The sequence below is a fragment of the Microcoleus sp. MOSTC5 genome (genome assembly GCF_036701825.1).
Lineage (GTDB): Bacteria > Cyanobacteriota > Cyanobacteriia > Cyanobacteriales > Microcoleaceae > Microcoleus > Microcoleus asticus.
Map to the genome: position 1 here is coordinate 71325 of NZ_JAUBRK010000017.1, position 22677 is coordinate 94001.

25 protein-coding genes are annotated in these 22677 nt (G+C 47.0%); 15 read left to right on the forward strand and 10 right to left on the reverse strand.

The window, feature by feature from the left end:
* Positions 1-160 precede the first annotated feature (160 nt).
* Together QUA54_RS11625 and QUA54_RS11630 are read left to right on the forward strand one after the other, a co-directional pair.
* Complete coding sequence (locus tag QUA54_RS11625) at positions 161-1132, forward strand: GTP-binding protein (protein ID WP_333414756.1); 972 nt, start codon at positions 161-163, stop codon at positions 1130-1132.
* A gap of 137 nt (positions 1133-1269) precedes the next feature.
* Positions 1270-2358: a WD40 repeat domain-containing protein gene (locus QUA54_RS11630; RefSeq protein WP_333414757.1), complete on the forward strand. Its 1089-nt coding sequence runs from the start codon at positions 1270-1272 to the stop codon at positions 2356-2358.
* A gap of 261 nt (positions 2359-2619) precedes the next feature.
* Here the strand turns inward: QUA54_RS11630 and QUA54_RS11635 are convergent, their stop codons facing one another.
* Together QUA54_RS11635 and QUA54_RS11640 are read right to left on the reverse strand one after the other, a co-directional pair.
* Positions 2620-3456, reverse strand: coding sequence for a metal ABC transporter permease (locus QUA54_RS11635; RefSeq protein ID WP_333414758.1), 837 nt, complete (start codon positions 3454-3456; stop codon positions 2620-2622).
* A gap of 128 nt (positions 3457-3584) precedes the next feature.
* Positions 3585-4304, reverse strand: coding sequence for a metal ABC transporter ATP-binding protein (locus QUA54_RS11640; RefSeq protein ID WP_333196915.1), 720 nt, complete (start codon positions 4302-4304; stop codon positions 3585-3587).
* A gap of 90 nt (positions 4305-4394) precedes the next feature.
* On the opposite strand from QUA54_RS11640, the gene QUA54_RS11645 reads away from it, so the two are divergent.
* Entirely contained in the window at positions 4395-5444 is a 1050-nt protein-coding gene (locus QUA54_RS11645; protein ID WP_333414759.1) for a metal ABC transporter solute-binding protein, Zn/Mn family, read from the forward strand.
* A 109-nt stretch (positions 5445-5553) separates the two neighbouring features.
* Here the strand turns inward: QUA54_RS11645 and QUA54_RS11650 are convergent, their stop codons facing one another.
* Together QUA54_RS11650 and QUA54_RS11655 are read right to left on the reverse strand one after the other, a co-directional pair.
* Positions 5554-5814 (reverse strand): DUF7219 family protein, encoded by a 261-nt coding sequence (locus QUA54_RS11650; RefSeq protein ID WP_333414760.1) that lies wholly within the window; start codon positions 5812-5814, stop codon positions 5554-5556.
* 289 nt (positions 5815-6103) lie between these two features.
* Complete coding sequence (locus tag QUA54_RS11655; protein ID WP_333414761.1) at positions 6104-6271, reverse strand: metallothionein; 168 nt, start codon at positions 6269-6271, stop codon at positions 6104-6106.
* Between the two features lie 145 nt (positions 6272-6416).
* Here QUA54_RS11655 and QUA54_RS11660 point away from each other — a divergent pair, with 145 nt between their 5' ends.
* Complete coding sequence (locus tag QUA54_RS11660) at positions 6417-6824, forward strand: metalloregulator ArsR/SmtB family transcription factor (RefSeq protein WP_333414762.1); 408 nt, start codon at positions 6417-6419, stop codon at positions 6822-6824.
* A gap of 2 nt (positions 6825-6826) precedes the next feature.
* On the opposite strand, the gene QUA54_RS11665 is transcribed toward QUA54_RS11660, so the two are convergent.
* The gene (locus QUA54_RS11665; RefSeq protein ID WP_333414763.1) at positions 6827-7027 is read right to left on the reverse strand and encodes a heavy-metal-associated domain-containing protein; all 201 of its coding nucleotides are present in this window, start codon (positions 7025-7027) and stop codon (positions 6827-6829) included.
* A gap of 147 nt (positions 7028-7174) precedes the next feature.
* Complete coding sequence (aroF, locus tag QUA54_RS11670; RefSeq protein WP_333414764.1) at positions 7175-8026, reverse strand: 3-deoxy-7-phosphoheptulonate synthase; 852 nt, start codon at positions 8024-8026, stop codon at positions 7175-7177.
* Positions 8027-8417: 391 nt separating this feature from the next.
* Between aroF and QUA54_RS11675 the strand changes: the two genes are divergently transcribed.
* A complete protein-coding gene (locus QUA54_RS11675; protein ID WP_333414765.1) occupies positions 8418-8768 on the forward strand; it encodes a hypothetical protein in 351 nt (116 codons plus the stop codon).
* Here QUA54_RS11675 and QUA54_RS11680 read toward each other — a convergent pair.
* The gene (locus QUA54_RS11680; RefSeq protein WP_333414766.1) at positions 8730-9494 is read right to left on the reverse strand and encodes a sulfotransferase domain-containing protein; all 765 of its coding nucleotides are present in this window, start codon (positions 9492-9494) and stop codon (positions 8730-8732) included. The two genes, QUA54_RS11675 and QUA54_RS11680, sit on opposite strands and share 39 nt — an antisense overlap.
* 57 nt (positions 9495-9551) lie before the next feature.
* Here QUA54_RS11680 and QUA54_RS11685 point away from each other — a divergent pair, with 57 nt between their 5' ends.
* The gene (locus tag QUA54_RS11685; RefSeq protein ID WP_333414767.1) at positions 9552-9689 is read left to right on the forward strand and encodes a hypothetical protein; all 138 of its coding nucleotides are present in this window, start codon (positions 9552-9554) and stop codon (positions 9687-9689) included.
* Here the strand turns inward: QUA54_RS11685 and QUA54_RS11690 are convergent.
* Entirely contained in the window at positions 9686-9877 is a 192-nt protein-coding gene (locus tag QUA54_RS11690; protein WP_333414768.1) for a hypothetical protein, read from the reverse strand. The genes QUA54_RS11685 and QUA54_RS11690 overlap by 4 nt on opposite strands.
* Between QUA54_RS11690 and QUA54_RS11695 the strand changes: the two genes are divergently transcribed.
* From QUA54_RS11695 to QUA54_RS11735, 9 genes are all read left to right on the forward strand, one after another.
* The gene (locus tag QUA54_RS11695; RefSeq protein ID WP_333414769.1) at positions 9867-10088 is read left to right on the forward strand and encodes a hypothetical protein; all 222 of its coding nucleotides are present in this window, start codon (positions 9867-9869) and stop codon (positions 10086-10088) included. The two genes, QUA54_RS11690 and QUA54_RS11695, sit on opposite strands and share 11 nt — an antisense overlap.
* Entirely contained in the window at positions 10081-15309 is a 5229-nt protein-coding gene (hpsA, locus tag QUA54_RS11700; RefSeq protein WP_333414770.1) for a hormogonium polysaccharide biosynthesis protein HpsA, read from the forward strand. The genes QUA54_RS11695 and hpsA overlap by 8 nt, the downstream gene beginning before the upstream one ends.
* A gap of 46 nt (positions 15310-15355) precedes the next feature.
* Positions 15356-15994, forward strand: a complete 639-nt coding sequence (hpsB, locus tag QUA54_RS11705) for a hormogonium polysaccharide secretion pseudopilin HpsB (protein WP_333414771.1) — start codon at positions 15356-15358, stop codon at positions 15992-15994.
* 64 nt (positions 15995-16058) lie between these two features.
* A complete protein-coding gene (gene hpsC / locus QUA54_RS11710) occupies positions 16059-17099 on the forward strand; it encodes a hormogonium polysaccharide secretion pseudopilin HpsC (protein WP_333414772.1) in 1041 nt (346 codons plus the stop codon).
* A 58-nt stretch (positions 17100-17157) separates the two neighbouring features.
* Positions 17158-17766: a GspH/FimT family pseudopilin gene (locus tag QUA54_RS11715; protein WP_333414773.1), complete on the forward strand. Its 609-nt coding sequence runs from the start codon at positions 17158-17160 to the stop codon at positions 17764-17766.
* Between the two features lie 113 nt (positions 17767-17879).
* The gene (locus QUA54_RS11720) at positions 17880-18518 is read left to right on the forward strand and encodes a Uma2 family endonuclease (RefSeq protein ID WP_333414774.1); all 639 of its coding nucleotides are present in this window, start codon (positions 17880-17882) and stop codon (positions 18516-18518) included.
* The gene (locus QUA54_RS11725; protein WP_333414775.1) at positions 18497-18730 is read left to right on the forward strand and encodes a hypothetical protein; all 234 of its coding nucleotides are present in this window, start codon (positions 18497-18499) and stop codon (positions 18728-18730) included. Before QUA54_RS11720 ends, QUA54_RS11725 begins: the two co-directional genes overlap by 22 nt.
* A gap of 196 nt (positions 18731-18926) precedes the next feature.
* Entirely contained in the window at positions 18927-19547 is a 621-nt protein-coding gene (locus QUA54_RS11730) for a prepilin-type N-terminal cleavage/methylation domain-containing protein (RefSeq protein ID WP_333414776.1), read from the forward strand.
* Entirely contained in the window at positions 19522-19839 is a 318-nt protein-coding gene (locus QUA54_RS11735) for a hypothetical protein (RefSeq protein ID WP_333414777.1), read from the forward strand. Before QUA54_RS11730 ends, QUA54_RS11735 begins: the two co-directional genes overlap by 26 nt.
* Before the next feature lie 4 nt (positions 19840-19843).
* Here QUA54_RS11735 and QUA54_RS11740 read toward each other — a convergent pair whose 3' ends face one another.
* Both QUA54_RS11740 and QUA54_RS11745 read right to left on the reverse strand, forming a co-directional pair.
* Positions 19844-21751 (reverse strand): penicillin-binding protein 2, encoded by a 1908-nt coding sequence (locus QUA54_RS11740; protein WP_333414778.1) that lies wholly within the window; start codon positions 21749-21751, stop codon positions 19844-19846.
* Positions 21752-22042: 291 nt separating this feature from the next.
* The gene (locus QUA54_RS11745; protein ID WP_333414779.1) at positions 22043-22621 is read right to left on the reverse strand and encodes a hypothetical protein; all 579 of its coding nucleotides are present in this window, start codon (positions 22619-22621) and stop codon (positions 22043-22045) included.
* Between the last annotated feature and the right edge of the window lie 56 nt (positions 22622-22677).

Consider the following 22677-nt stretch of genomic DNA (forward strand, 5'->3'; position numbering starts at 1 on the left):
TGATGGATATTTTGAATTGCAGCAAATATTATTGGTAAAACTTGCCCCTCCAAGCTCTCACGAACAATTTATTAACATTATTTAATATTGTGATCGCTGCCAGTAAATCTGGTATAGAATAGCGATAATGGTTATCATTGTACAATAATCGAGGTCAAGTATGGTGACTGCTGGGGCGATCGAATCAGTTCCTGTTACCGTTCTCACGGGTTATCTCGGCGCAGGCAAAACTACGCTACTGAACCGCATTTTAACACAGGAACACGGCAAAAAAGTTGCAGTCATCGTCAACGAATTCGGCGAAGTAGGCATCGACAACCAACTGATAATTGATGCCGACGAAGAAATTTTCGAGATGAACAACGGCTGCATTTGCTGTACAGTCCGAGGCGATTTAATTCGGATTATCGGTAACTTAATGAAGCGGCGAGACAAATTCGATCACATAGTCATCGAAACCACTGGTTTAGCCGACCCGGCACCCGTAATTCAAACCTTTTTTGTAGACGAAGATATGCGGGAAAAATTACTGCTAGATGCAGTTGTCACAGTAGTAGATGCCAAGCACATCTGGCAGCACTGGGACGCAGACGAAGCTCAAGAACAAATTGCCTTTGCTGATGTTGTTTTACTAAACAAAACTGATTTAGTGACTGACGAAGAATTGGCTGAATTAGAAAAGCGAATTCGCGCCATGAATGCAATGGCAAAAATTTACCGCACCCGGAACGCTGAATTAGCAATGGAGGCTTTGTTGGGCGTCAAAGCATTTGATTTGAACCGGGCATTAGAAATCGAACCAGACTTTTTGGGCGAACACACTCACGAACACGACGAAACAGTTACTTCCTTAGCAATAGTAGAATCCGGCGCTATTGACCGCAACAAATTCAGCGATTGGATTGAGGAATTGTTGCGGACTCAAGGGCCGAATATCTTTCGGACAAAAGGCATTTTGAATGTCGCCGGAGACAACAAGCGATTTGTTTTCCAAGGAGTACACATGGTGTTTGATGGCCGACCGGATAGACCTTGGAAAGCCACCGAAACTCCGAAAAATGAACTCGTATTCATCGGTCGCAACTTAAACGAAAATCAATTGCGAGAGGATTTTCGTAAATGTCTGGTTTAACTGAAATCTTGAAGTATTGTTAATAAGCTTTTTAGGAACAGGCAAGATGCCTGTTCCACAAGAATAAACTTCATCTCTTGTGGAACGGACATCTTGCCCGTTTTTTAAAATAGTGCAACATCTCAGATTCAATAAATATGGATAATAAAAAGACAAATAAAAGTGAACTAACCCTGCAATTTCAAGCCAAAGCAATGCTGTCTGACTACGTAACTGCTGTTACTTGGTCGCCGGATGGTACAACTTTAGCAGTCTGTTCTGCTGCGGGCGAAGTGATGCTGGCGGCAGTAGGGGCAGTTAATGAATTGTCCTTGCAAACGCTACAAACTGCCACGGGTAAATCAGCCGATTGCTTGTCTTTTTCCCGCGACAGTCAATTCCTAGCTGCTGGCGGACAAGATGGAAAAGTGCGAATTTGGCGCGTTAATTCTGGGGAATTAATTGCTGGTTTGGATAACCAGCGCGTCTGGGTTGACAAGTTAGCTTGGAGTCCCAACTGCAACCAGTTAGCTTTCAGTATGGGCCGGTACGTTCAAGTATGGAATGCTGAGGATAATGTTGTTGAAGTAACGCTGAATTTCGACTCATCATCTATCCTCGATTTAGCATGGCATCCTATGGTTCAATATCTGGCAGTTAGCGGCTATCAAGGTGTCAAAGTTTGGCATGGCGAAGACTGGGAAGAAGACCCGGAAACTTTATCAGTACCCTCTGCAACAGGTGCAATTGCTTGGTCGCCACAAGGGGAATATTTAGCTTGCGGCAATATGGACAACACTCTAATTGTTAATGAATGGGGCAATTTTGAACCCTGGGTAATGCAGGGTTTTCCGGGGAAAGTTCGGGAGTTAGCTTGGTCGGATAAAACTAATTCCTTGGGTGCGCCTTTGTTAGCTGCGGCGAGTTCTGAAGGTATTTCAGTGTGGGAAAAACACGCTGATGAAAGTATCGGTTGGGATTCTTGGGGGTTAGAGGTGCATGAAAAAGTTGTAAATGCGATCGCCTTTCAACCTTCCACATTTTTATTAGCTTCCGCAGCGGCAGACGGTCAAGTTTGTTTGTGGGACGAAGCAGAACAATTGCTGCAAATTCTAGAAGGTGCAGAGGGCGGTTTTTCCTGTCTCGCATGGCATCCCGCAGGCCAGTTTCTGATCGCGGGCGGTTGTGGAGGTGAATTGCTGGTTTGGTCACAATCTATGGGCGGCAAAGAGTTCAGGGGGTCTTAAGTTCGCACAGCGATCACACCAGTTTGACTAAAATATAAAAATTAAAAACTTGGTCTTGACAAAATGCTAAATTACAATCACATTTTAGTGACTGCACTATCCTCAAAGGCGATCGACAATTATCACCCAACAGCAATTTCTCGAACAACTCAACAGTATTCTCGACCAAAACCACCTGCTGAAACACCCATTCTACCAAATGTGAAACAAAGGTAAACTCGACCTCGCAATCGCACAACAGATAGAGTGCGTCCAGGACTGTTATCCTCTCTTTCTTGTCAAAATTCCTTGACTGGGACTGAACAGCAAAGCCCCTAAAAATAAACCAAAAATAACTAATACAATGGCAGCCCCAGACGGCATATTCAAATAATAGCTTAAATACATACCAGTCACGCTAGCTGTAATCCCAATAAGTGCTCCCAATCCCATCATTAAATGTAGCTCTTTTACCAACAAATACGCTGTTATTCCCGGTCCGATCAACAGAGAAATTACTAACAGCGCCCCCACTGTTTGCAAACTCGCAACAATCGTCAGCGTAATCGCCGAAATCATCCCCAAATAAATCCAGTTTACAGGTAAACCAGAGGCTTGCGCCCCCAGGGGGTCAAAAGTATAAAAGAGCAATTCTTTGTAAAGGAGTTTAACCGCTACCAAAATAATCAAAGTTATGACAAAAGTCTGCTGCACGTCACCAGGTGCAACTGACAAGATATTCCCAAACAAAAATCCATCTAAGTCTAATTTGGTTGTCCGCAACAGGCTAATCAGCGTGACGCTAATTGCTAAGAATGTAGATAAAATTAATGCCATCACCGCATCTATCTTTAGACGAGATTGTGATTGAATCCACGCCATAATCACAGCGCTGATAATTCCCGATATAAATGCGCCGAGCGAAATATTGAAACCTAAAGAAAAAGCCACCGGCAATCCTGCTAATACCGAATGGGCAATCATGTCAACCATCATTCCCATTTGCTGTACAATTAAGTAGGAACCGACAACGGCGCAGAGAATTCCTAGCAAAATGCCGACGGCGATCGCATTTCGCATGAACTCGAATTGTAGTGGCTCAATTAGTAGGTTTAACATTGAATTAGGTCAATAATAGGATTTTTTCAACTACAATTAACTGCACAGGCGGGACGCCCGTGCCACAATCAACTGCACAGGCGGCACGCCTGTACCACAATTAATTTTAAAGATAAATCTTTTTTTGCTTACGCTGAAACTAAACTTAAATCGTATCCATAGGCTTTTTGAATATTGGCTGCGGTGAGAACTTCTCGGCAGGAACCAGTGGCAATTAAATGCTTATTTAGCAACAATAAATTGTCGTACTGTTTTAAAGTTTCGCCTAAATCGTGGCTGATTACTAGCAATGTTTTATTTTCGGCTTTGAGTTCGGCAAAAATATCGAAAATAATCTCTTCTGTTGCTTTGTCGATCGCGTTAAAAGGCTCGTCGAAGAAGAATAAATCGGCTTGTTGGGCGATCGACCTTGCTAAGAAAATCCGCTGCTGCTGTCCGCCAGACAGTTCGCCAATTTGCCGATCGCGCAAATCCCACATTCCCACCCGCAGCAAAGCAGCTTTGACCAATTCTTGCGACTGCTTCGAGGGACTGCGAAACCAACCAGTCTGGACAGTTCGCGCCATCATCACCGCATTCCACACCGTAATCGGATAATCCCAGTCAATTTGCGATCGCTGCGGCACGTAAGCCACCCGCGACAACTGTTGCTTCAGCAGCCGCCCCTGATATTTCACCAAACCCCGACAGGCCGGGATCAATCCCAGCATCGCTTTCACCATCGTGCTTTTCCCCGCGCCGTTGGGGCCGAACACACCAGTTAATTGCCCGGATTCTAAATGGAAATTCACGCTGTTGAGAGCCGAAATTCCGCGATAATTGACAGCCAAGTCTTGCACTTCTAGCATAATTCGAGATTTTGAGAACGATTCTTGTTCGTACCTACTAGAATAGGATAACTCGAAAAAGCAATAACGATTATCGTTCCAAAGGTAAAAATGTTAAAGAAGTTGCCTGGAAAAACCCGCAGATTGTGCGGTGCGACTGTTTTGGCGATCGGCTGCGGAGTGGTTGGGTGCAGTGGAGGACAGAACTCAAGCAATGGGGGGCCACAGAGTCCCGCCGCCAACTTGCCCAAAGTCGTCGCCACGACTGGCGTTATCTGCGACATAACTAAAGAAATTGCTCAAAGTTCGATCGACACCATCTGTCTCATCAAGCCGGGAGACGACCCCCACGCCTATCAAACCAAGCCGGAAGACCGCAAAGCGATTGAAACCGCAAATCTGATTTTATACGGCGGCTACAACCACGAACCCAGCATCATTAAGTTAATTCAATCCAGCAGTAATTCCGCGCCCAAAATCGCCGTACACGAACTCGCAGTTCCCAAACCGCTGATGGGCGAACACGAGGACGAACACGGCGAAGAGAAAGCGGAAAACAAATCCCATGCAGAAGGCGAAAAAATTCCTGACCCTCACGTTTGGCATAACCCTCAAAATGGCATCCGTATGGTAGAAACAATTCGGGATGAATTGAGCAAAGTTTCCCCCAGCAATGCTCAACTTTATACCAAAAATGCAGCAAGCTTAACAGATGAGTTGCAAAAAATAGATACTTGGATAAAAGCTCAAATTGCGACAATTCCAGCTCAAAAACGCAAGTTAGTAACAACTCACGATGCTCTGACTTACTATGCCGATGCTTACGGTTTGGAGATTGCTGGAGCTTTGCAGGGTGTGACAACAGAGGAACAGCCCACAGCAGCCAGAATTGCGGAATTGTCCTCAGAAATGAAGACTGCAGGAGTGCCGACAATTTTTGTCGAAACCACAACTAATCATAAGTTGATGGAGACTGTGGCGAGGGAGGCAAATGTCAAAATTTCGGACAAGGAACTTTACAGCGACGAGTTGGGCGGCCCCGGCACCGGTGCTGATACCTATGAGGGAATGCTGAAAACTAATACTTGCGCGATTACTTCTGGCCTCGGCGGTAATTGTACTGCCTTTGCAGGAGAAGCAACACTAACTCCCAAACCATAGACTTCGTACGGTGCAGCAACCACCTTACATTTACTGGGTACGCAGAAAAACGCAGCGATCGCCCTCGCAGGGGTTTTCGATGGCGAACGCTGCGTTTGCTTCGATGACTTTAAGGTGAATTTTCCCCATCGGTGCTGGGGGGTTTTTGCCCAATTCCCAATTGCTTCTTAGACAATTTTAAGTCTTTCCAAAGCGCCTTAATATCTTTATAGGCTTTCTCAGAGCTAATTTTTCCCCCAGTTTCTAGCGAGCAAATATAAGTGATTTTTTGAGCAAACTCCTGCAAGTTGGCATTAAACGCCAAGTTTTCTGGCGTGAAATCACCGTAGTAGCGATTGCGAGGATGTAAAAAATCTTCCCGCTCTTTCATTGCCCCCTCCTAATTTAACTTTTGGTATGCAACTTTTGTTTCGGTCTCTGCTGTTAATAGCACTATTTGTACTTAGTATCGCGGCTTTAACTTGCTTCTATTGTATTGCGTAAGTAGCAATTGTGCTTTTTCGCTCTGTATTTAGTCTATTAATACAGTCTTAACCTTAAGTTAGCTTTATTTTAACTTTTCTTTAACCTAACAGCCAAAAAATTGGGAAATGCGAGTTTCGCATCTCCCTTTAGATAGATTTTAGAACGGTTGATTAACCTTTTCTGAAGCAGAATATTTATTTGTTGCACTCGCAGCCGGTGTGGCCGCAGCCGCTGCCGTTGGGGTGGCCGTCAGCGCAAGCACTGGAACAGTATTGTTTGGCGTCTTTTTCAATGGCGTCACTGAGGTTGACAACGCACAGACAAGAAGGACAGGCACATTTTGTTTGGGTGACGGTGGTCATTTTACATTCTCCTGGTGGGGTTGTTTGTCTCTACTTATATATGAACATATATTCAGATATTAGTCAAGGGAATGTAAAAGTTTTGTTACAAAACGTTTGCCATCGCACTAAAATGAAAATGAGAATTAAAACAAGCCTGGAAAAGATGTCACCCAACTCTGCTTTTAACGGAGCGATAAGTCAGTCTCACGAACAAAACGATACACCAACGTGCGATCGACCGCACCTAGTTGACTGTTTGCGGGCGGGGGACATCCAAGAACACGTTCTCAACACCGCAAAAGCGCAGCGGATGGCAGAGTTTTTCAGTCTTTTGGGAGATGCGAACCGCCTGCGGCTGCTGTCGGTATTGGCAAAACAAGAACTGTGCGTGTGCGACTTGGCTGCGGCGTTGAGTATGAGCGAGTCAGCAGTATCGCACCAGTTGCGGGCATTGCGGGCGATGCGGTTGGTAAGTTACCGCAAGGTTGGGAGACAAGTTTTTTATAGTTTACTCGATCGCCACGTTTTGGAACTTTACCAAGCAGTCGCCGAACACTTAGACGAAGCCTAATATTATTCTCCTTCGATGGTGTGGCCCGTAGCGACAACAGCTTGTTTAATTGACTCTTCAGAAGCTTTGGCTTCAACTGTAACAGTCTTAGCCGCTATATCCACCTTAATAGAAGCATCGGATTCAACAGTTTGGATGGCTTTGGTAATTGTATCACCGCAGCCAGTACAGACGATCGACGGAACTTTGAGTAGGAGTGCCATAATAAAAGCCAAATATTGTAGATGACAGTATTGATTGTGCTTTTATTTTAATCTAATTTCGCTTTCCAAGCAAAAGTGCGCCAGAATAAATTCTGACGCTACAAAAAGTAACTCCTCAGGCGCAGACTAATGATTAATGACTGATGACTAATGACTGATGACTAATGACTTAGTATCTGGTACGCACCGCCCAACGGCGGCGGCTACAGGTCGCAAACTAACAACTAAATCTACCATATCCGCTAAAGAAAGAGCTTGCCGCGCGTCAGAAACCGATTTTTCCGGTTGCGGGTGACACTCAATAATTAATCCGTCTGCACCGCAAGCAACCGCTGCTTTGGCTAGTGGTGCGACTAATTCTCGCTTGCCGACGGCGTGAGAAGGGTCTACAATTACTGGCAAATGAGTTAACTGTTTCAGCGCTGCGACGGCACCTAAATCTAATACATTCCGCGTGTAATTGTCGAAGCTGCGGATGCCTCTTTCGCACAGAACTACATCAGGATTTCCGTGACTGAGAATGTATTCGGCGGCCATCACAAATTCTTCAATTGTGGCTGACAAGCCGCGTTTTAGCAGGACTGGTTTTCCGGCTTGACCGATCGCCTTTAGTAACTCGAAGTTTTGCATATTCCGACTGCCTATTTGCAGCATATCAGCATAGGTGACAACTGGCTCGATTTGGGCGATCGACATTACCTCTGTCACCACGGGTAAGCCGTAACGCCGGCTGACATCCGCCAAAATTTCGAGTCCCTCAATTCCCATCCCTTGGAAAGAATAGGGAGAAGTGCGGGGTTTGTAGACTCCACCCCGCAAAGCTTGCACCGATGCGGCGGATAGTTGGCGGGCGACTGTTTCCATTTGTGCGGAACTTTCGACGGTACAGGGGCCGCCGATTATTAATAATTCTGTGCCGCCGACTGAGACTGTTTCTGAGAGTTGAACAATTGTTTGGTGTTCTGGATGAGATTTGGTTACGAGTTTGGCTTCTAACATTAGGGAATTTTCCTGGGAAATTTAAGTGGGTGGTTGACAACAAAAAACCCGGAACTTTTAAGAGTTCCGGGTTGGTGCGAAAAGACAGCGCGACAATTTACCCAGAACTTTTGTTGGGCCAAAAATAAAAGCTGTAGTACCAGTTACTGAATAATGTCATCGCTGTTTTCGCTTGTGCTCGATTGGTTGTTGGGTAAAGAAGTAGAAAAAACAAAACCGCAGGTGTTAATCTGCGGTTCGCCCGGATGTTCACAGTGAATTGTAAATTCACTCCGGGCGAACTTGGCTGTACCAAAAATAAAAATAGCTGTTGGCTGTGAACATAGGTGAAGTGCTGCGATTTGTGGATTAAACACAATACTATTGGACAAGCTATCACAGGGAGACTGGGATGTCAAGTTATTTTTTGCAAAATATAATTGCCGTTTCCTCCGGGGGCGGACACGGCAATGCCGTTTCCCTACGGATATTGGGGGCTTCGGCATTACTCTGGGGGCGGACACGGCAATGCCGTTTCCCTACAGATATTGGGGGCTTCGGCATTACTCCGGGGGCGGACACGGCAATGCCGTTTCCCTACAGATATTGGGGGCTTCGGCATTACTCCGGGGGCGGACACGGCATTGCCGTTTCCCTATGGATATTGGGGGCTTCGGCATTACTCCGGGGGCGGACACGGCATTGCCGTTTCCCTACTATGATGTTAATCCCAGCCGAAATCTCGATCGCACAATTCGGCTAGTCTTTGGTTGTGCGATCGAAAATATGCTCTCAATTGCTCGTATACTGTGTCGCTGATGGGCGGATATTGGGTGGCGTTGTATTTTTCGTAGGTTTGTAGTTGGTGCGGCGGCAATTCTAGAAATTCTAAGACGCTGTTGTATGTGCCGAAGGTATTGGTATACAAGTCTTCGCTTTTGAGGATTAAAAGTTGTGATTTGGGAAAAAGTTTCATCCAGGCTGGAAGTTGGTCGGCGTAAATGCCGCGGGTTAGATAACTGTGGTGTTGGTGTTCGTAACTGTAGTAGTTTGGGTTGGCTGTGAGTTTTTCTATTTCGCCTTTGAGTCTTTCGGGTTCGGAGGCGATCGCACTTTCTAATGATAGGGATTCGTAGCCTATTTTGATATAGTAATAATAGTGGGAAATTGCCCGTTCTACTGGGTTTCTCAGCAGGGCGATTATTTTAACTTTCGGGCATAAATCGTGGATTCGTTGCGGAACTTGGGGGTGACAGATGTAGTAGGGGCTGGCTTCTCCGGTTAGTAGATTTTCGCCTGTTTGGGGCTGGGGAAATTGGGTATAGTACCAGTCTGGGCTTTTGTCGAAGTTGAAGTCGAAGTAATGGATTTCTTTTTGGGCGGCGGGGGCGATTTGGGGATGTTGGATTAGGTAATTGTACAGAGAGGTTGTGCCGCCTTTTTGGGCGCCGATGATGATGAAGTCGGGGGGTTTGGGAGTTTGTTTCATGGGTGGGGGTGATAGGTTGATATTTGGCACTTGTACTGACAGTGCGCTGGGGGTAAAATGGAAATTCGATCGCACTTTGACGCATTACCGAAATTCGATCGTACTTTGACGCATGGCGGAAATTCGATCGCCCAAATTAGATTCGATCGCACCGATACGCCTGACGACCATTCAATCGCCCACTCTACATTCTAGGTTCCGGCGATTGAATTCGCTAGCAACGCCAGCACAACAAAGTCGGCAACGCAAGGGCTGGGAAATACATCTATTGCGATCGCGATCGCAGTTTTTGGGCGATCGCACAGATTCTCGCTCTGGACACTGACAATCGGATTGAAATAAGCTAGGGTGTAGTTCCCCAGACCAAAATCTTTGCAGGGCAAATCTTTCGCTGAGAAATATATTATCGGCGGTGATTTTGGTTGCGGGTTTGTGGGTTTTATTGTTCAGCCGAGGTACAGATTTAAATTTGTGCAAGAGGCTGATATGCAAGTTGCGGAAAATGGGAACTATATAAAGATGGGATTGTACTGTCAAGCAGTAACTACCTGCAATACCATCTCTGAAATTATTCAGGAAGGCGTCAATGTTTAAGAGCAAATTATCCAAAGTTATCGTATCGCTGCTGCGGCGGATTGCTGGTGTTACCAGATCCGGGGCAAAGCGGCTGATGAGAGCAATGCTGCAAGCCCTGATGGCTATGGGCCGCAGGGCGAGACTGCCGATGGCGGGGTTTGTGCTGCCGACGGTGACGATGGTGTTGCTGGTAGTGATATTGTTGACTGTGGCGATTACCCTGCGATCTTTCGATCGGGCTAATACTGCTCGCAACGTGCGCGTGAACCAGCAGGTGCTGGCGGCCGCGACTCCCGCGCTCGATCGGGCAAAAGCGAAAATTCAGTATGCCTTATCCCCTCAAGGAAGCGGAACACTTGATACACCATCAGACTTGAGCGTTTACCAAGCGATGGATTCAGATCGCTTTAAATTTGGAGATGAGGATGTTCTACAGATCAAGTTCGATCTTGATAATTCAAATGCCATTAATCCTCCACCTACAGATATAACTAAAATCAATGAAAGCGAGAGGATAAATACCGCTTGGAGGTTCGCTGTAGATACTGACAACAATGGTAAATTTGATACCTACACTCTATACGGGATATATTTTCGCAGCCCACCTCGCGATCTGAACACAGGAGAGTTTAATAGAGCTAGAAAGGGTTTAGAAGCCAGAACCCCTCCGATGTCGGTATCACAAGGTTCTACCAACGCGATCTGCAAGGCCGCAGCAGGTACTAGCGCTAGTTTGGTAGGCAGTTCGGACTGGTACAAAGCAGATGGCGTACTCAAAAAAAGCTTATTTGTTTACACAGTGAACGTGCCGATCACTAATATTACGGGAGTCGCTACACCAGCAAACTACGAAATATTTAAAGGAAGTCAAAGTTTCTCAGCTTTGGAGTACCAACAAGACCAAAAACGCATTCCACTACAAAATAATGCGGTGGTTTATGAAGATGATTTAGAAGTATCTCCCGGTCCGGCTCTGCGTCTGAACGGACGGATATTTACTAACAGTAACTTTATGGTCACTAACACGAATACAGGCCCGGTGGCGTTCTATCTCGTTAGCAGCAAAGAATCGTGTTTCTACGACCTAGAAAATAGCAAAATAGTCGTTAGTGGTAATGTGGTTAACGGCTGGTCGGGAAGTAGTGGCAACACTGGCAAAGACATAGCAGTTCATCTATTTGGGAAAGAGGCTACCGATCCAGTCATCACAAAAGCAATCAAAGGCGGCAGCGACCAATCTGTAGCCTACAAAGATGGTGCTTTGGGGGTCATGTACAATAACAAAGCTTATTCCGATCGCATCGGTCTGTTAGTTTCCGAACAGGAAAAAAATGCCGCTACTTCCGATCCCCAGGAAGTTAAAAATGCCATTGCCAAACAAGTTGAGGAGGAAACCGACCCCAGTCCTCCCAGCGCAGATCGTCAAAACGAGATTCGCCGAGAAAACCTGGAATCTTACTTTAGATTGCGGACACGGAAAGTGCCTTTTGCAGAAGTGCCGGCCACTGGGGACGCATTGGCTGGCTTTGTTAACCCTACAACAAAAGTGGTGACTACATCTCCCTTCGTCGGTACAGGGGATGAACTGCGACCCGTGGATGCCTGGGTTATGCCTTTGGACACCAACACTAAACTCGATACAACAAGTGTCAGGCTCAAAGCCAACAGCCCGGAAAAGGTAGAGGAAGATAATAAAGAATCCGAGTTAGGCGATCGCATAGTCGTAGGGAACAATCTACCAGCACTGAGGTGGAGAAGCGATTTGAACCCTGCCAAATTTGTCGGTGAAGGTGAGGAAGGAAGAGACACATTAACAGGAGTTAATTGGCTGGATGGGGGCCAACGCTACCGAGAACCCCAAGTGAAGCAGTTCGCAGATGTAGGGGGAGCAGAGAGGGACGGCTTCTGGGAAAAGAGTACGGCCCAAGCACCTCAAACAGCAGTTGATGCCATTGGCGGATTGCGGGTAATTACGGGTGCGGGTGTTTACGAGCGCACAAACTCTTTTCTGCCACCTCCTAAAGTCTTCAACCCTGCTGCGAATGCAGTATCGGAGTTCTACGACGATCCGGCAACTACTGCTGTAGAAAAGTTCCCCGTTGTTTGGCCCGACTCCATGCCGATGTCACCGGGCCCGAATTCTGCAGTTTATAACAATAATTCTGCTGCTTCTATTCCTGTGGGCTGGACTCCTCCTGCTTTTTTGACGACTGCCATTTGGAACGCTTTGCCCACCAATGGAACTCCACCAGGAGGAGCAGCCCGTACCATTGACCCCAATACTCCTCAGTATGCTAAGGGCGACTTGCGGATGCGCGCCACTGCGCTCTATCACTACGCAGACAACACAAGCGATCAAGCTGCTAAATTAGCTGATACCCCGCTGGCTTGTGTCAGCAGCTATTACGATCCCAGCTACCGATACAAGAACGCCGCTGGAACTTTATTTGATTCCAGTCTCAACCGTCCAGGTTTGCCATTGGGAAGCGATAACAATGGTAAATCCAACAACGGCATCGTCTACGGCCCTCCTGCCGCCAGACCGACCGGTGCCACTCTGACAACAGCTCTCCTGACTGATCCATCAACTCTGACTTCAGTAGGAACAACAGAGAATCGCTTGAATTATCAAGCCAGTCTCGTCTTCCCCGACGGTAGGTTTGTCAACGAGAACTTAAGGAAGGCTTTGCAGAAGGCTGACACGGAACGCAGCTTGTCGGAAAAAGCTGCGATAGACTCTACTCTTTGCTCTTTTAAAATTTTGGCCGCTCCGACTACAGGCTTTGCTACCACCTACCTGGATCACGGGACAATTCGGGAAGTTGCTTTTCTCAATCCTAGGGAAGTTAAGGCGATCGACAAAGATGACCCAAGCACTGCGGTGGACGAGACTTATAGCCTCAGCAGTCCTTTGGCATCTTCCGGCGGTAGCGGCTTGATGGCAGCCACTCAGATGGCAAAGCTAACCGGACAATACGACAATCCCCTAGCCCAGAGGCAACCCCTCGAAATCCGGGTCACGCAATTAGATATCGATAAGCTCAGGAACAAAAATTCGATAACCTACAAGCGAGTGCCCGTCATCAACGCCCTTAACCCAGAGTATATGCTGCCTTACAGCGGCCTAATTTACGCCAGCCGTGATGATGCAGCACCCGATCGCAGCGATCGCACTCCCAATAGTGCGGGCAATGGCATTGATACAACCCGCAGCCAGCTAAGCAGTTCAACTGATTCTCGGCTTGACCCCAGCCGCCGCCCCCACGGAATTATGCTGATTAACGGATCTAGCTTGGGTCGCCCGACAACTGTAAGCACGGTGACAGACGTACTCAAAGAGAAGGGTCTGCTGTTGACTTCTAACCTGCCGGTATACATCCAAGGTGAATTTAACAAACACACAAAGAGGGAATTTAAAGGGGCTTTTAGTTGGACTCCCAGCGATTTCTACGGCCGCCTGGGTAACGACCTAGATCCCGATTTTGCTTGTCGCTTCAATGATCCCCGATACCCTGGCAAATGCGCTGGCAGCGATAATTGGCGAGCGGCAACCGTCCTCTCGGATGCGATTACCCTACTCTCTGAGCCAGTGTCAGGTAATTTACAGGATGGCTTCCGGTACGGTGTCCGCAATCACGGAGATTTTGACCTGAGAAATAATGCAGGTACCGCGATCGTCGGCTATGACTTGAATGGCGATGGTGACACCAGTGATGTCTATCCTAATGAAGCTGATTTCGGGTTTGACCTCAATGGAAATGGGACTACGAACGATACGGGCGTTACGGGCGTTAAAGAGACCGATGTAACGGCTAAAGCCGCTCGCAGGATTAACGGTTTCGGTGCTAACAACTACGTCACTAACGGTTTGAGTAGCGGTGCTGCTTTTGACATTCTCAACCAAGAAAAGTTCGGGCAAAGCGCGGGAACTACCGTTTCACCAAAAGACGAAAACTACCGCACTAACACCGGTGCGGCTCCCAACAGTTCATACTTCAACAATTTCGTTACGCCAGTTCAGCGACGGGCTAATAATTCAATTAAATTTCCAGAGTATGTGATGGAAATCTGCCGGAAGTTGCCTGTTTCAGCTTGCGGGCCTAATGACTGGGTAGTTGGTATTGATGCTGGTACTGCGGGAGTATTTGAACCTGCTGAAATACAAAAAGCAAGCCTTGTCCCAGCAACTACATCGGTCGGTCAACTTTGGTCGGGTACAACAGCTCAACCAGCTATCGATCCCGCAGATAGACGATATCCCCGTCGCGTAGCTTTTGTGCGAGACAGCTCAGGTAAGCTAGTTTTGAGCAACAACCTCCCTATCGCGCTGGGAATTGCTAGCCCCACTCAAGTAGCTTTCTATGCTACTTCCACAGATCCTGTCTCTGTGGACGGTACCCCCATACCTACTCCTGTCACTGGTACGCCTCAGCTAGCAGATAACGCTCTTTGGTATGCGACAACCACGACTCCAACCACTCCCAACGATCTGACCAAAATTAACTATGGCAATGATAAACCTCTGTTTTACGCCAAACTACCCACAGCTAATGTTGAGCAGCCACAGCTAAGACCTACTTTGCAGATTCAGGCCACAAATTCTCAACCTGCGGCTGCTGGGGCTCCTGGAATAGGCAACAACGCCAACGAAATGCGATGGGTACAAAAAGCACGAACGACGGAGTTTAACCTCATAGTCGCCTCCAATGACGTTCCTTCTCGGGCTATCTCTTCCACCCTTGGCGATAGCAATGGTGGTATGCAAAACTTGCCCCGCTTTGTGGAAAATTGGAAAGACCTAACTCACTCGATCGCAGGTTCGTTTATCCAATTTAAGCGCAGTTCTTACGCAACTGCTCCCTACCTATCTGTTATTAACGATACTGCTTCTGGTTCTCTATTCAAGGCCAAGCTATTCGACTACGACACAAGCTACCCCTCTACCCCTTACAAAATCGAAACGGGAGGTGGTACGATCGGCTACTTCGTACCACCTAATCGGGAATGGGGATTTGATGTAGGTTTGCTTTCACAGCCCCCTGACTTGTTCGCCCAAAAATTCACTCTCCCTGCTTCTCAGAAAAAACCTGACGAATACTTCAGAGAAATCAGCCGGGATGATGATTGGGTAAAAGCTTTGTTGTGCGCTGAAAAATTGAATAATCGCACTCTCTCTGGTAACTATGCTGCCAATGACAGCGCTACAAAACCAAGAACAGACTGTCCTAACCTTTCGTGACCTTTAAACGCTCACATTCCTGAGTTCCAAATGCGGAGTGCTTACTATGATCAAACGCCAACAGCCACAAAGTTTACATAAGTCTCCAGAAGCCGGCTACACGATTATCGAGTCATTGGTAGCGATGATTGTAGTTTCGGTGCTGATGATTGCGATCGCCCCTGTGATGGCTTTCTCGGTAGCAACTCGCGTCCAAGCCAAACGGATAGAAATGGCCACTCAAGCAGCCAAAACCTATATTGAGGCGCTCAGGTCTGGGGCGATCAACCAGGGGTTTCCCACTCAGTACACTACCAACAACGATTTACACAACACCCCGGCTCCAACCGACATCAACGCTCTTTACTGCATAGACAAAGATGGAGATCAAACCTGTACCGCTGGCAGCAATCAAGACCTTGTAGTTCAGGGCTACTACTTTAACAACTTACCAGCTACTACAGATCCGACCAAAACAGGCTACAGCTTAATTGTTCGGGTTTACAGAGCTAGTTCTTTTGCTAGTGGCGTCGGAGCACTAAAAACTCAGAAAGATCTAAACGCACAGCAAGGAATTACGACCTCAGGGCTGGGAAATCTCCAAGCGCCTTTGGTAGAAATGAGAACAGAAATAGGCGCTAGCGATAGACAAGGTGCTTACAACAGTTTGTGTACTCGCATTAATGGCGCCACAGGCTGTCAGTAATCATCAAAGTCCCCGTTATTAAATTTACAATCGCTCCCCCCATTTGGCAGAGGAAACAGTCAAAATGAAAACTTTACTCAGGTTGCTTCTCAAAAGTCAGAACCAGCGAAACCGCTCCGGGCCAGCTCAAACCGAAAAGGGCATGACTCTGGTCGAGCTATTAGTCGGAGCAATTATGGCGTTTTTAATCATTACGCCAATGCTCGGTTTTGTAGTCGATATGCTGAATACCGACAGGAGAGAACAAGTCAAGTCAAATACCGAGCAAGACCTTCAGGCCGCCGTTGATTTCATCTCCGAAGATTTGAGTCAAGCTATTTATATTTACGATCAGGCGGGAATCACTGCTACCACTGCTGCTAAACTTCCTCCTCCTCCTGCAAATACCACAGGTACTCCAATTTTAGTATTCTGGAAGCGACAGCTAATGAAAAATTCTCTGCCTATTAATACCACTGTTAGTACAAAAAAACCAAGCGAGTGCCAAAATAAACCGGCCGACTGCAATGACACTTATGTACTATCATTAGTTGCCTACTACCAGATTAAAGATAGTACACCTAACTCTACTTGGTGCCAGCCTTCAGGAGGCCCTTGTCCTAGCCGTATAGCCCGCTATGAAATTAGGGAGCCAATTAGGAATCCCTACACAATAGATGCCACGAAACCTTATTACGATGCGACAGATTTAAGTGATAGTCAAAAAGGCAGTGATGCCTTTAATAAAGACTTTGACTTTAGTAAGCCCACAGTAAATGTGACTATGGGAGCAAATTTTCCCGATCCTCAAATATTGGTTAATTACATCGACCACAGTAGCACTAATGTTCCAATACCAACCGGAACTCAGTGTCAATCTCTTCTTGGCGTAACACCACCATCACCACCAGCAACATTCAATGCAAACGATTTACTAATAACAGACGGCTCAACCCACAGCTTTTACAGTTGTGTTGATACATCTAAAAACATAGCCAGAGTTACGATCAGAGGAAACAGCCTCCGCCGCCTTCAAGCCAACGATGCTGAGTTCAAAACCACCAGTGCGGCATATTTCCCAACAGCAATCGTGCAAGTACAAGGTCTAGGTGGGTTAGGAAAATAACTTATGTCGGAAACTGATTGCCTAATCCCGTCACTAGCAGATAAAACAGGAGAGTAAAATGAAAACGCCAATATTATTAAAAGTTTTGCAGATTTTTGCAACAAAAGCAAACCCTAATTTCAAGAAAACTGCATCCAGGGGCGATGGAGGATTCACGCTTTTAGAAGTGCTTGTGATAGCGTTAATCGTAGGTATATTAAGCTCGATCGCCGCTCCGAGTTGGGTGGCATTCATCAACAGACAAAGAGTTCGCACCGTGAACGATCGAGTTTTCCAATCATTACGACTTGCACAAAGCGAAGCAAAGCGAAGCAAGAGCGAGGTCACAATTACATTTTCTGCCCCATCTGTCGATCCGCCAACAATTACGTTTAACCCGCCACTAGCTACGGGTGGTAGCACGCAGACGTTAAATGCTGGAGGTGAAATTAAACCCGGAACCATTGCACTTGTTTCTAACGCAACCTCAATCACTTTTGACTACCAGGGAAACGTGAAGGATCAACTTCCCTTAGATACATCAGTAACTCCAAATATTCGTCGATTTGTGGCCACAGTTTCTCCTGTTAACGGTGGTGGTAAGCAGTGTGCGATCGTGGAAACTATCATAGGAGGAATGAGAACTGCTGAAGGAAACGATCCAGCAAATGGTGGGTGTCCTTTATAGCTTTAAATAAATTTAATCTTAATTTCTAACAGCAATTCCGCATAAGTTCGGCATTGCTAAAATATATTAATTAAAATTATTTATATTTCAAATCATATTAAAACTGTCAAAAAATGCAGCTAGAACTAAAACAAATAATCATCCAGCCAGGAAATCAACTATTACTCAAAGACATAACCTGGCCGATGTTTGAAACCCTACTAACAGAATTGGGAGAAAGTCGCGCATCCCGACTTTCATACAGCAAAGGAACATTAGAAATCCTGGTTCCCCTACCCGAACACGAAGTTGGCAAAGAAAATATTGGCGACTTAGTAAAAATTCTCCTAGAAGAATTAGACATCGAATTTTTACCTCTGGGTTCCACGACATTCAAAAATCAAAAAATGGCTCAAGGAGTAGAACCAGATACCTGTTTCTACATCCAAAACGAAGCCGCAGTCAGAGGCAAAAACCGCATCGACTTAGAAACAGACCCACCTCCCGATTTAGCCATAGAAATCGACCTCACCTCCCGCACTCAGTTCAACAACTACGAAGCCTTAGGAGTACCCGAATTGTGGCGCTACAACGGCCGCAACCTGCAAATCAGCGTATTGCAAAATGGAAAATACATACAGTCCGATCGCAGTCTCCAGTTTCCCAACTTCCCCATCACCGAGCTCATCCCCCAGTATTTGCAGCAAAGCAAAACAGCCGGCAGAAACGTCGCCATGAAAGCCTTTCGATCTTGGGTAAAAGCGCAAATTTAGCATCGGGCGATCGACTCTCATCCACACCGGGCGATCGAATCAATACCCGCGATTTATCCGATCGGGCGATCGACTCTCATCCACACCATGCGATCGAATCAATATCGGCGAATTATCCGATCGGGCAATTTATCCGATCGGGCAATTTATCCGATCGGGCGATCGACAAATTTGCTGTAGTGATATCGTTTCCGGTTGCACCAGCGACATGATATAGAGGACACCGCAGTGCCGTTTCCCTACCGCGATTTCCTGACTGCCGTTTCCTTACCCGCATTTAAATTGGTATAAATTTTCAGTAAATACCGATCTACACAGTCACCAAACCCAAAAGTTAAAATATAGCCAATAAAAAATAGCTCCTCCTAGCTGTTTTTTTGCCAGCTAAATATCAGGGAGTGCATCTACGTGTCCATAAATAAAACGCTCAAAGGCAGAGCCACTACACCTGCCGCAGGTTTTACAATGATAGAGCTATTGATAATTATTTTAATCATAGGAATATTTAGTGCGATCGTCGCCCCCTCCTGGCTAATGTTCATCAACAACCAGCGTTTAAAGGTATCGCTCGATCGAGCTTATTCGGCAATGGAACTTGCCCACAGCAACGCCAAACGCGACAAAATTTCATGGCAAGCCAGCTTCAAACAAGTAGGAGAAAATGTACAAATAGCCGTTCACCCAGCCGACATTCCCCCAGGCCAAGTACCAGCCAGTCAATGGAAAAACCTAGAACCGCAAATTCAAATAGATCCAGATGAAACAACTGTACTCCAAGTAAATGAAAACAACGAGCAAAAAGAAAAAGGCACAATCCGGCGAGTCATGTTCAACCACCGAGGTTGCCCCGTATCTCGAAGCGACCACGACTGCACCCTAACCAGTATCAGAGCCAAAGGAACCCTAACACTATCTCATCCCAACTTAAAAAACAGCCAACGCTGCATCATCATCTCCACTCTCCTAGGACATAAGCGCACCTCCCACAGACAATCAAAACCCAATGAAAACAAAAGATATTGTTACTGACAGGGCGATCGCGTACCGCCCCGCAAGCTACGATTCTTTTGGAGTAGGGAAACCGCACTGCCGTGTCCTCAATAGCCGTGTTGTTGATGGTTATATGCGCTCGCGCCCGATCGATTATTTTGGAGTAGGGAAACGGCACTGCCGTGTCCTCAATATCCTTGTTGTCGATGGTTATATGCGATCGCGCCCGATCGATTATTTTGGAGTAGGGAAACGGCATTGCCGTGTCCTCAATAGCCGTGTTGTCGATGCTTATATGCGATGTCAATTCATGACGCAGCATACGATATAATCAACTACTTCTTATTACTCGGCGCAATCTTCTCAATAGAAATCAGCGCCTCCATCACCGACTCCACAATCGGCGCCGCCACCGTACCGCCCGAAGAACCCTCCTTAGGCTCATCAATCACCGCCAGCACCACATACCGAGGAGCCTCCGCTGGCATGATCCCCACAAAGCTAGTAATAATCGCGTCCTTAGAATAACCCCCACCAGAATTAGCTTTTTGAGCCGTCCCCGTTTTCCCAGCTATCCGATACCCGGGAATTTGTGCAGCTTTCCCCGTACCGCCATCAACCACAGTTTCCATCATTTCTAACACCTGCTTAGTAGTTTCAGGCGAAAAAATTTGCTTTGTAGCAGCCCTCGGAAGCTTCCAATAAGCTTCACCTTCCCTATCAAAAAGTCCCTGCACCACGTGAGGAGTCACCAACTTGCCGCCGTTAGCCAAAGCTCCGTTAAGCTGCACCAACTGCATCGGAGTAATCGAAAAACCCTGCCCGAAAGCCGTAGTAGCCACTTCCACCGGAGAGTTAATAAATTGCTCTCGATTTTTAAGCTGACTGGTTACTTCAAAAGGCAAATCAGTTCCCGCAGTTTGTCCGAGTCCGAGTTTTTCTAAAGCTTGATAGTAAAGAGAAGCTTTCATACTTCTCATTACGTGCACCATCCCCACATTACTAGAATGTTTCAAAATCTCAGTAACAGTGGAAGGGCCGCGCGCGCCTGCGAATTTGTAATCGGAATTTTGGATAGTCCAGCCATCCATGTAAATCCGACCTTCGTCCTTAAACACACTATTAGGTTTCACAGCACCCGCTTCGAGAGCGATCGCCACATTAATTGCTTTAAAAGTCGAACCAGGCTCATAAACATCAGTTACAGCCCAATTTTTATAGCGCGACAAATCGAAATTAAAATATTGATTCGGGTCATAAGAAGGTTCCGCTACCACAGACAGCAATTCCCCGTTACGGGCATCCATCACAATCACCGTGCCCCGCTTGGCTTCGTATTGCTTCATTTTTTCCTTGAGAGCAACTCGGGCTACCCGCTGCAAGCGACTGTCGATCGTCAGTTGCAATTTCAAATCATCAAGCTGCACAAATCCCGCCGTCAGCCGATCGGGAACCCAATTCCCATTGCTCGACCTGCTAAACTGAATCGACGGCATCGATCGTTCCAGCAAATTCTGCTGGCTGTATTCCACCCCGGCTTGTCCCTTCCGTTCCCCGTCCACATAACCGAGGATATCCGCCGCCAACTCCTGCTGCGGGTAAAAACGCTGCTGCTGCCGCAGCAACTCCAGGCCATCCACCGGACTGTCTTTAATTTGCATCTGAGCGATGCGATCGGCAACCTCTTGAGCCAGAGAATCCGCAATTGTAATACCGCTTTCACCTAGATTAAACCTGCGCAGCAGTTCAGTTTCCGACGTAGTGCCCGGACTCAATTCGATCGCCAGCATCGGAGCCAACTTAGCAGCAATTTCCGCCTTCGAGTGGTTGAACAACTTCGGGTGAGCGTAGAGCGTGTACACCTGTCTGTCGATCGCCAAAACATTCCCCGCGCGGTCAACTATCGGGCGTCTCGGCACAAACGGCTTCGTTTTGAGAGTTTGCTGCTGCTCCGCTTGTTTGCGCAGCGCCGGAGCTCGCGTCACCTGCAAATAAAACAAATTCACAGCCAGCCCCAGCCCCCCCAGCATCAACACCGCCCACACGGCCCACAAACGGAACTTCCTGGGTTTTAAACGCTCCACAGGCCGCCCCCAAGGTGGAGCCGTCTGTTGTGGCGATCGGCCGAAACTGCCGTTCGCTCTAGATTTGGCTTGTTTTTCCCACCCAGTGCGATCGCCCGAAGGTTTGGGGCGTTTGAAGTTGGGCGATCTGTAGCGGTCAAAACGAGGGTCGTAGCTCATGGCATTAAAAATTCAATAGCAAGTTAAATCATTTTAGAATTTAGAATTTATTTAGATTTTAGAACAGAGAATTAAAGACTTGGGAATGAGCGATCGCTATCAGGGTTTGGAGCAAACCTAGAGTTGCATTTTTGTTTTTGAAGTCGTGTTAATTATTTTTAATTTTTAACTTCTGGTGGGAAAAAGCAAATCGAGCGCAACTTGAAAACAAGCCAAAAAGGAAATTAGATCCTTAAATTCTCGGGCCCTCGGACACTCAGGCCCTCGGGCACTTTCCGCTTTGACACAAGCTTAATAGCCCAGCGGTGTTTCCCCACCGGCTCGATTCTTGAGAGCAGGCTCAGAGTTTGGTGCCGCGACAAGGGGCGATCGGGTTTCAGGGGCCGGCTGCAAGAAAATCGTGTCCCCAGGACTCTGCGGAGCCAAACCGGTTTCTGGATTTTGGGCTTCTTTAGCAAGTTGGTGTTTCAAGACTTCGCTAGCAGCACTCAACTGCTGTTCCTGGAGGCGCAGACTTTCCAGTTTTTGATAATCCTGACTCCAGCGCTGCTCGCCGTAAACAGTCAAGCCGTAGAGACTCAGAGCACCGCCCAAAAGCATAACTGCTGCCACTGAGGAGAGGCGCTGTGCCTGCAGGAGCGATCGCAACCACACTGGCTGCTGCTGGCGAGTTGGCAGAACTTTCAGCACCGAGGCGGACGGCCGAGCCTGAGCCTGTTCGTCGGCTGGCGAGTAGTTGGGCAATACCGGTCCTATCTTCGCCCGCCTAGCTTTGGCAATAGAAGTAACTTTGCTTTTGGCTGCGCCAGCAGCGGGCTTGCGGGTCGATCGGGAGCGGGGAGAATCAGGGGATCTGATAGCAGCGGTCATAGAGTTCACCAATACGTAAAGTGGGGTAGCTTCAGCTTGATTGAGGTTAAGAATTT

Excerpts from the sequence above, each read along its gene's own strand:
- QUA54_RS11660 (WP_333414762.1), top strand. The coding sequence starts at position 6,417 with ATGTCACCCAACTCTGCTTTTAACGGAGCGATAAGTCAGTCTCACGAA.
- QUA54_RS11680 (WP_333414766.1), bottom strand. The coding sequence starts at position 9,494 with ATGAAACAAACTCCCAAACCCCCCGACTTCATCATCATCGGCGCCCAA.
- hpsB (WP_333414771.1), top strand. The coding sequence starts at position 15,356 with ATGATCAAACGCCAACAGCCACAAAGTTTACATAAGTCTCCAGAAGCC.
- QUA54_RS11665 (WP_333414763.1), bottom strand. The coding sequence starts at position 7,027 with ATGGCACTCCTACTCAAAGTTCCGTCGATCGTCTGTACTGGCTGCGGT.
- QUA54_RS11650 (WP_333414760.1), bottom strand. The coding sequence starts at position 5,814 with ATGAAAGAGCGGGAAGATTTTTTACATCCTCGCAATCGCTACTACGGT.
- QUA54_RS11675 (WP_333414765.1), top strand. The coding sequence starts at position 8,418 with ATGTCAAGTTATTTTTTGCAAAATATAATTGCCGTTTCCTCCGGGGGC.
- QUA54_RS11720 (WP_333414774.1), top strand. The coding sequence starts at position 17,880 with ATGCAGCTAGAACTAAAACAAATAATCATCCAGCCAGGAAATCAACTA.
- QUA54_RS11685 (WP_333414767.1), top strand. The coding sequence starts at position 9,552 with ATGGAAATTCGATCGCACTTTGACGCATTACCGAAATTCGATCGTACT.
- hpsA (WP_333414770.1), top strand. The coding sequence starts at position 10,081 with ATGTTTAAGAGCAAATTATCCAAAGTTATCGTATCGCTGCTGCGGCGG.
- aroF (WP_333414764.1), bottom strand. The coding sequence starts at position 8,026 with ATGTTAGAAGCCAAACTCGTAACCAAATCTCATCCAGAACACCAAACA.
- QUA54_RS11640 (WP_333196915.1), bottom strand. The coding sequence starts at position 4,304 with ATGCTAGAAGTGCAAGACTTGGCTGTCAATTATCGCGGAATTTCGGCT.
- QUA54_RS11745 (WP_333414779.1), bottom strand. The coding sequence starts at position 22,621 with ATGACCGCTGCTATCAGATCCCCTGATTCTCCCCGCTCCCGATCGACC.
- QUA54_RS11655 (WP_333414761.1), bottom strand. The coding sequence starts at position 6,271 with ATGACCACCGTCACCCAAACAAAATGTGCCTGTCCTTCTTGTCTGTGC.
- hpsC (WP_333414772.1), top strand. The coding sequence starts at position 16,059 with ATGAAAACTTTACTCAGGTTGCTTCTCAAAAGTCAGAACCAGCGAAAC.
- QUA54_RS11740 (WP_333414778.1), bottom strand. The coding sequence starts at position 21,751 with ATGAGCTACGACCCTCGTTTTGACCGCTACAGATCGCCCAACTTCAAA.
- QUA54_RS11645 (WP_333414759.1), top strand. The coding sequence starts at position 4,395 with ATGTTAAAGAAGTTGCCTGGAAAAACCCGCAGATTGTGCGGTGCGACT.
- QUA54_RS11625 (WP_333414756.1), top strand. The coding sequence starts at position 161 with ATGGTGACTGCTGGGGCGATCGAATCAGTTCCTGTTACCGTTCTCACG.
- QUA54_RS11630 (WP_333414757.1), top strand. The coding sequence starts at position 1,270 with ATGGATAATAAAAAGACAAATAAAAGTGAACTAACCCTGCAATTTCAA.
- QUA54_RS11735 (WP_333414777.1), top strand. The coding sequence starts at position 19,522 with ATGAAAACAAAAGATATTGTTACTGACAGGGCGATCGCGTACCGCCCC.
- QUA54_RS11635 (WP_333414758.1), bottom strand. The coding sequence starts at position 3,456 with ATGTTAAACCTACTAATTGAGCCACTACAATTCGAGTTCATGCGAAAT.
- QUA54_RS11715 (WP_333414773.1), top strand. The coding sequence starts at position 17,158 with ATGAAAACGCCAATATTATTAAAAGTTTTGCAGATTTTTGCAACAAAA.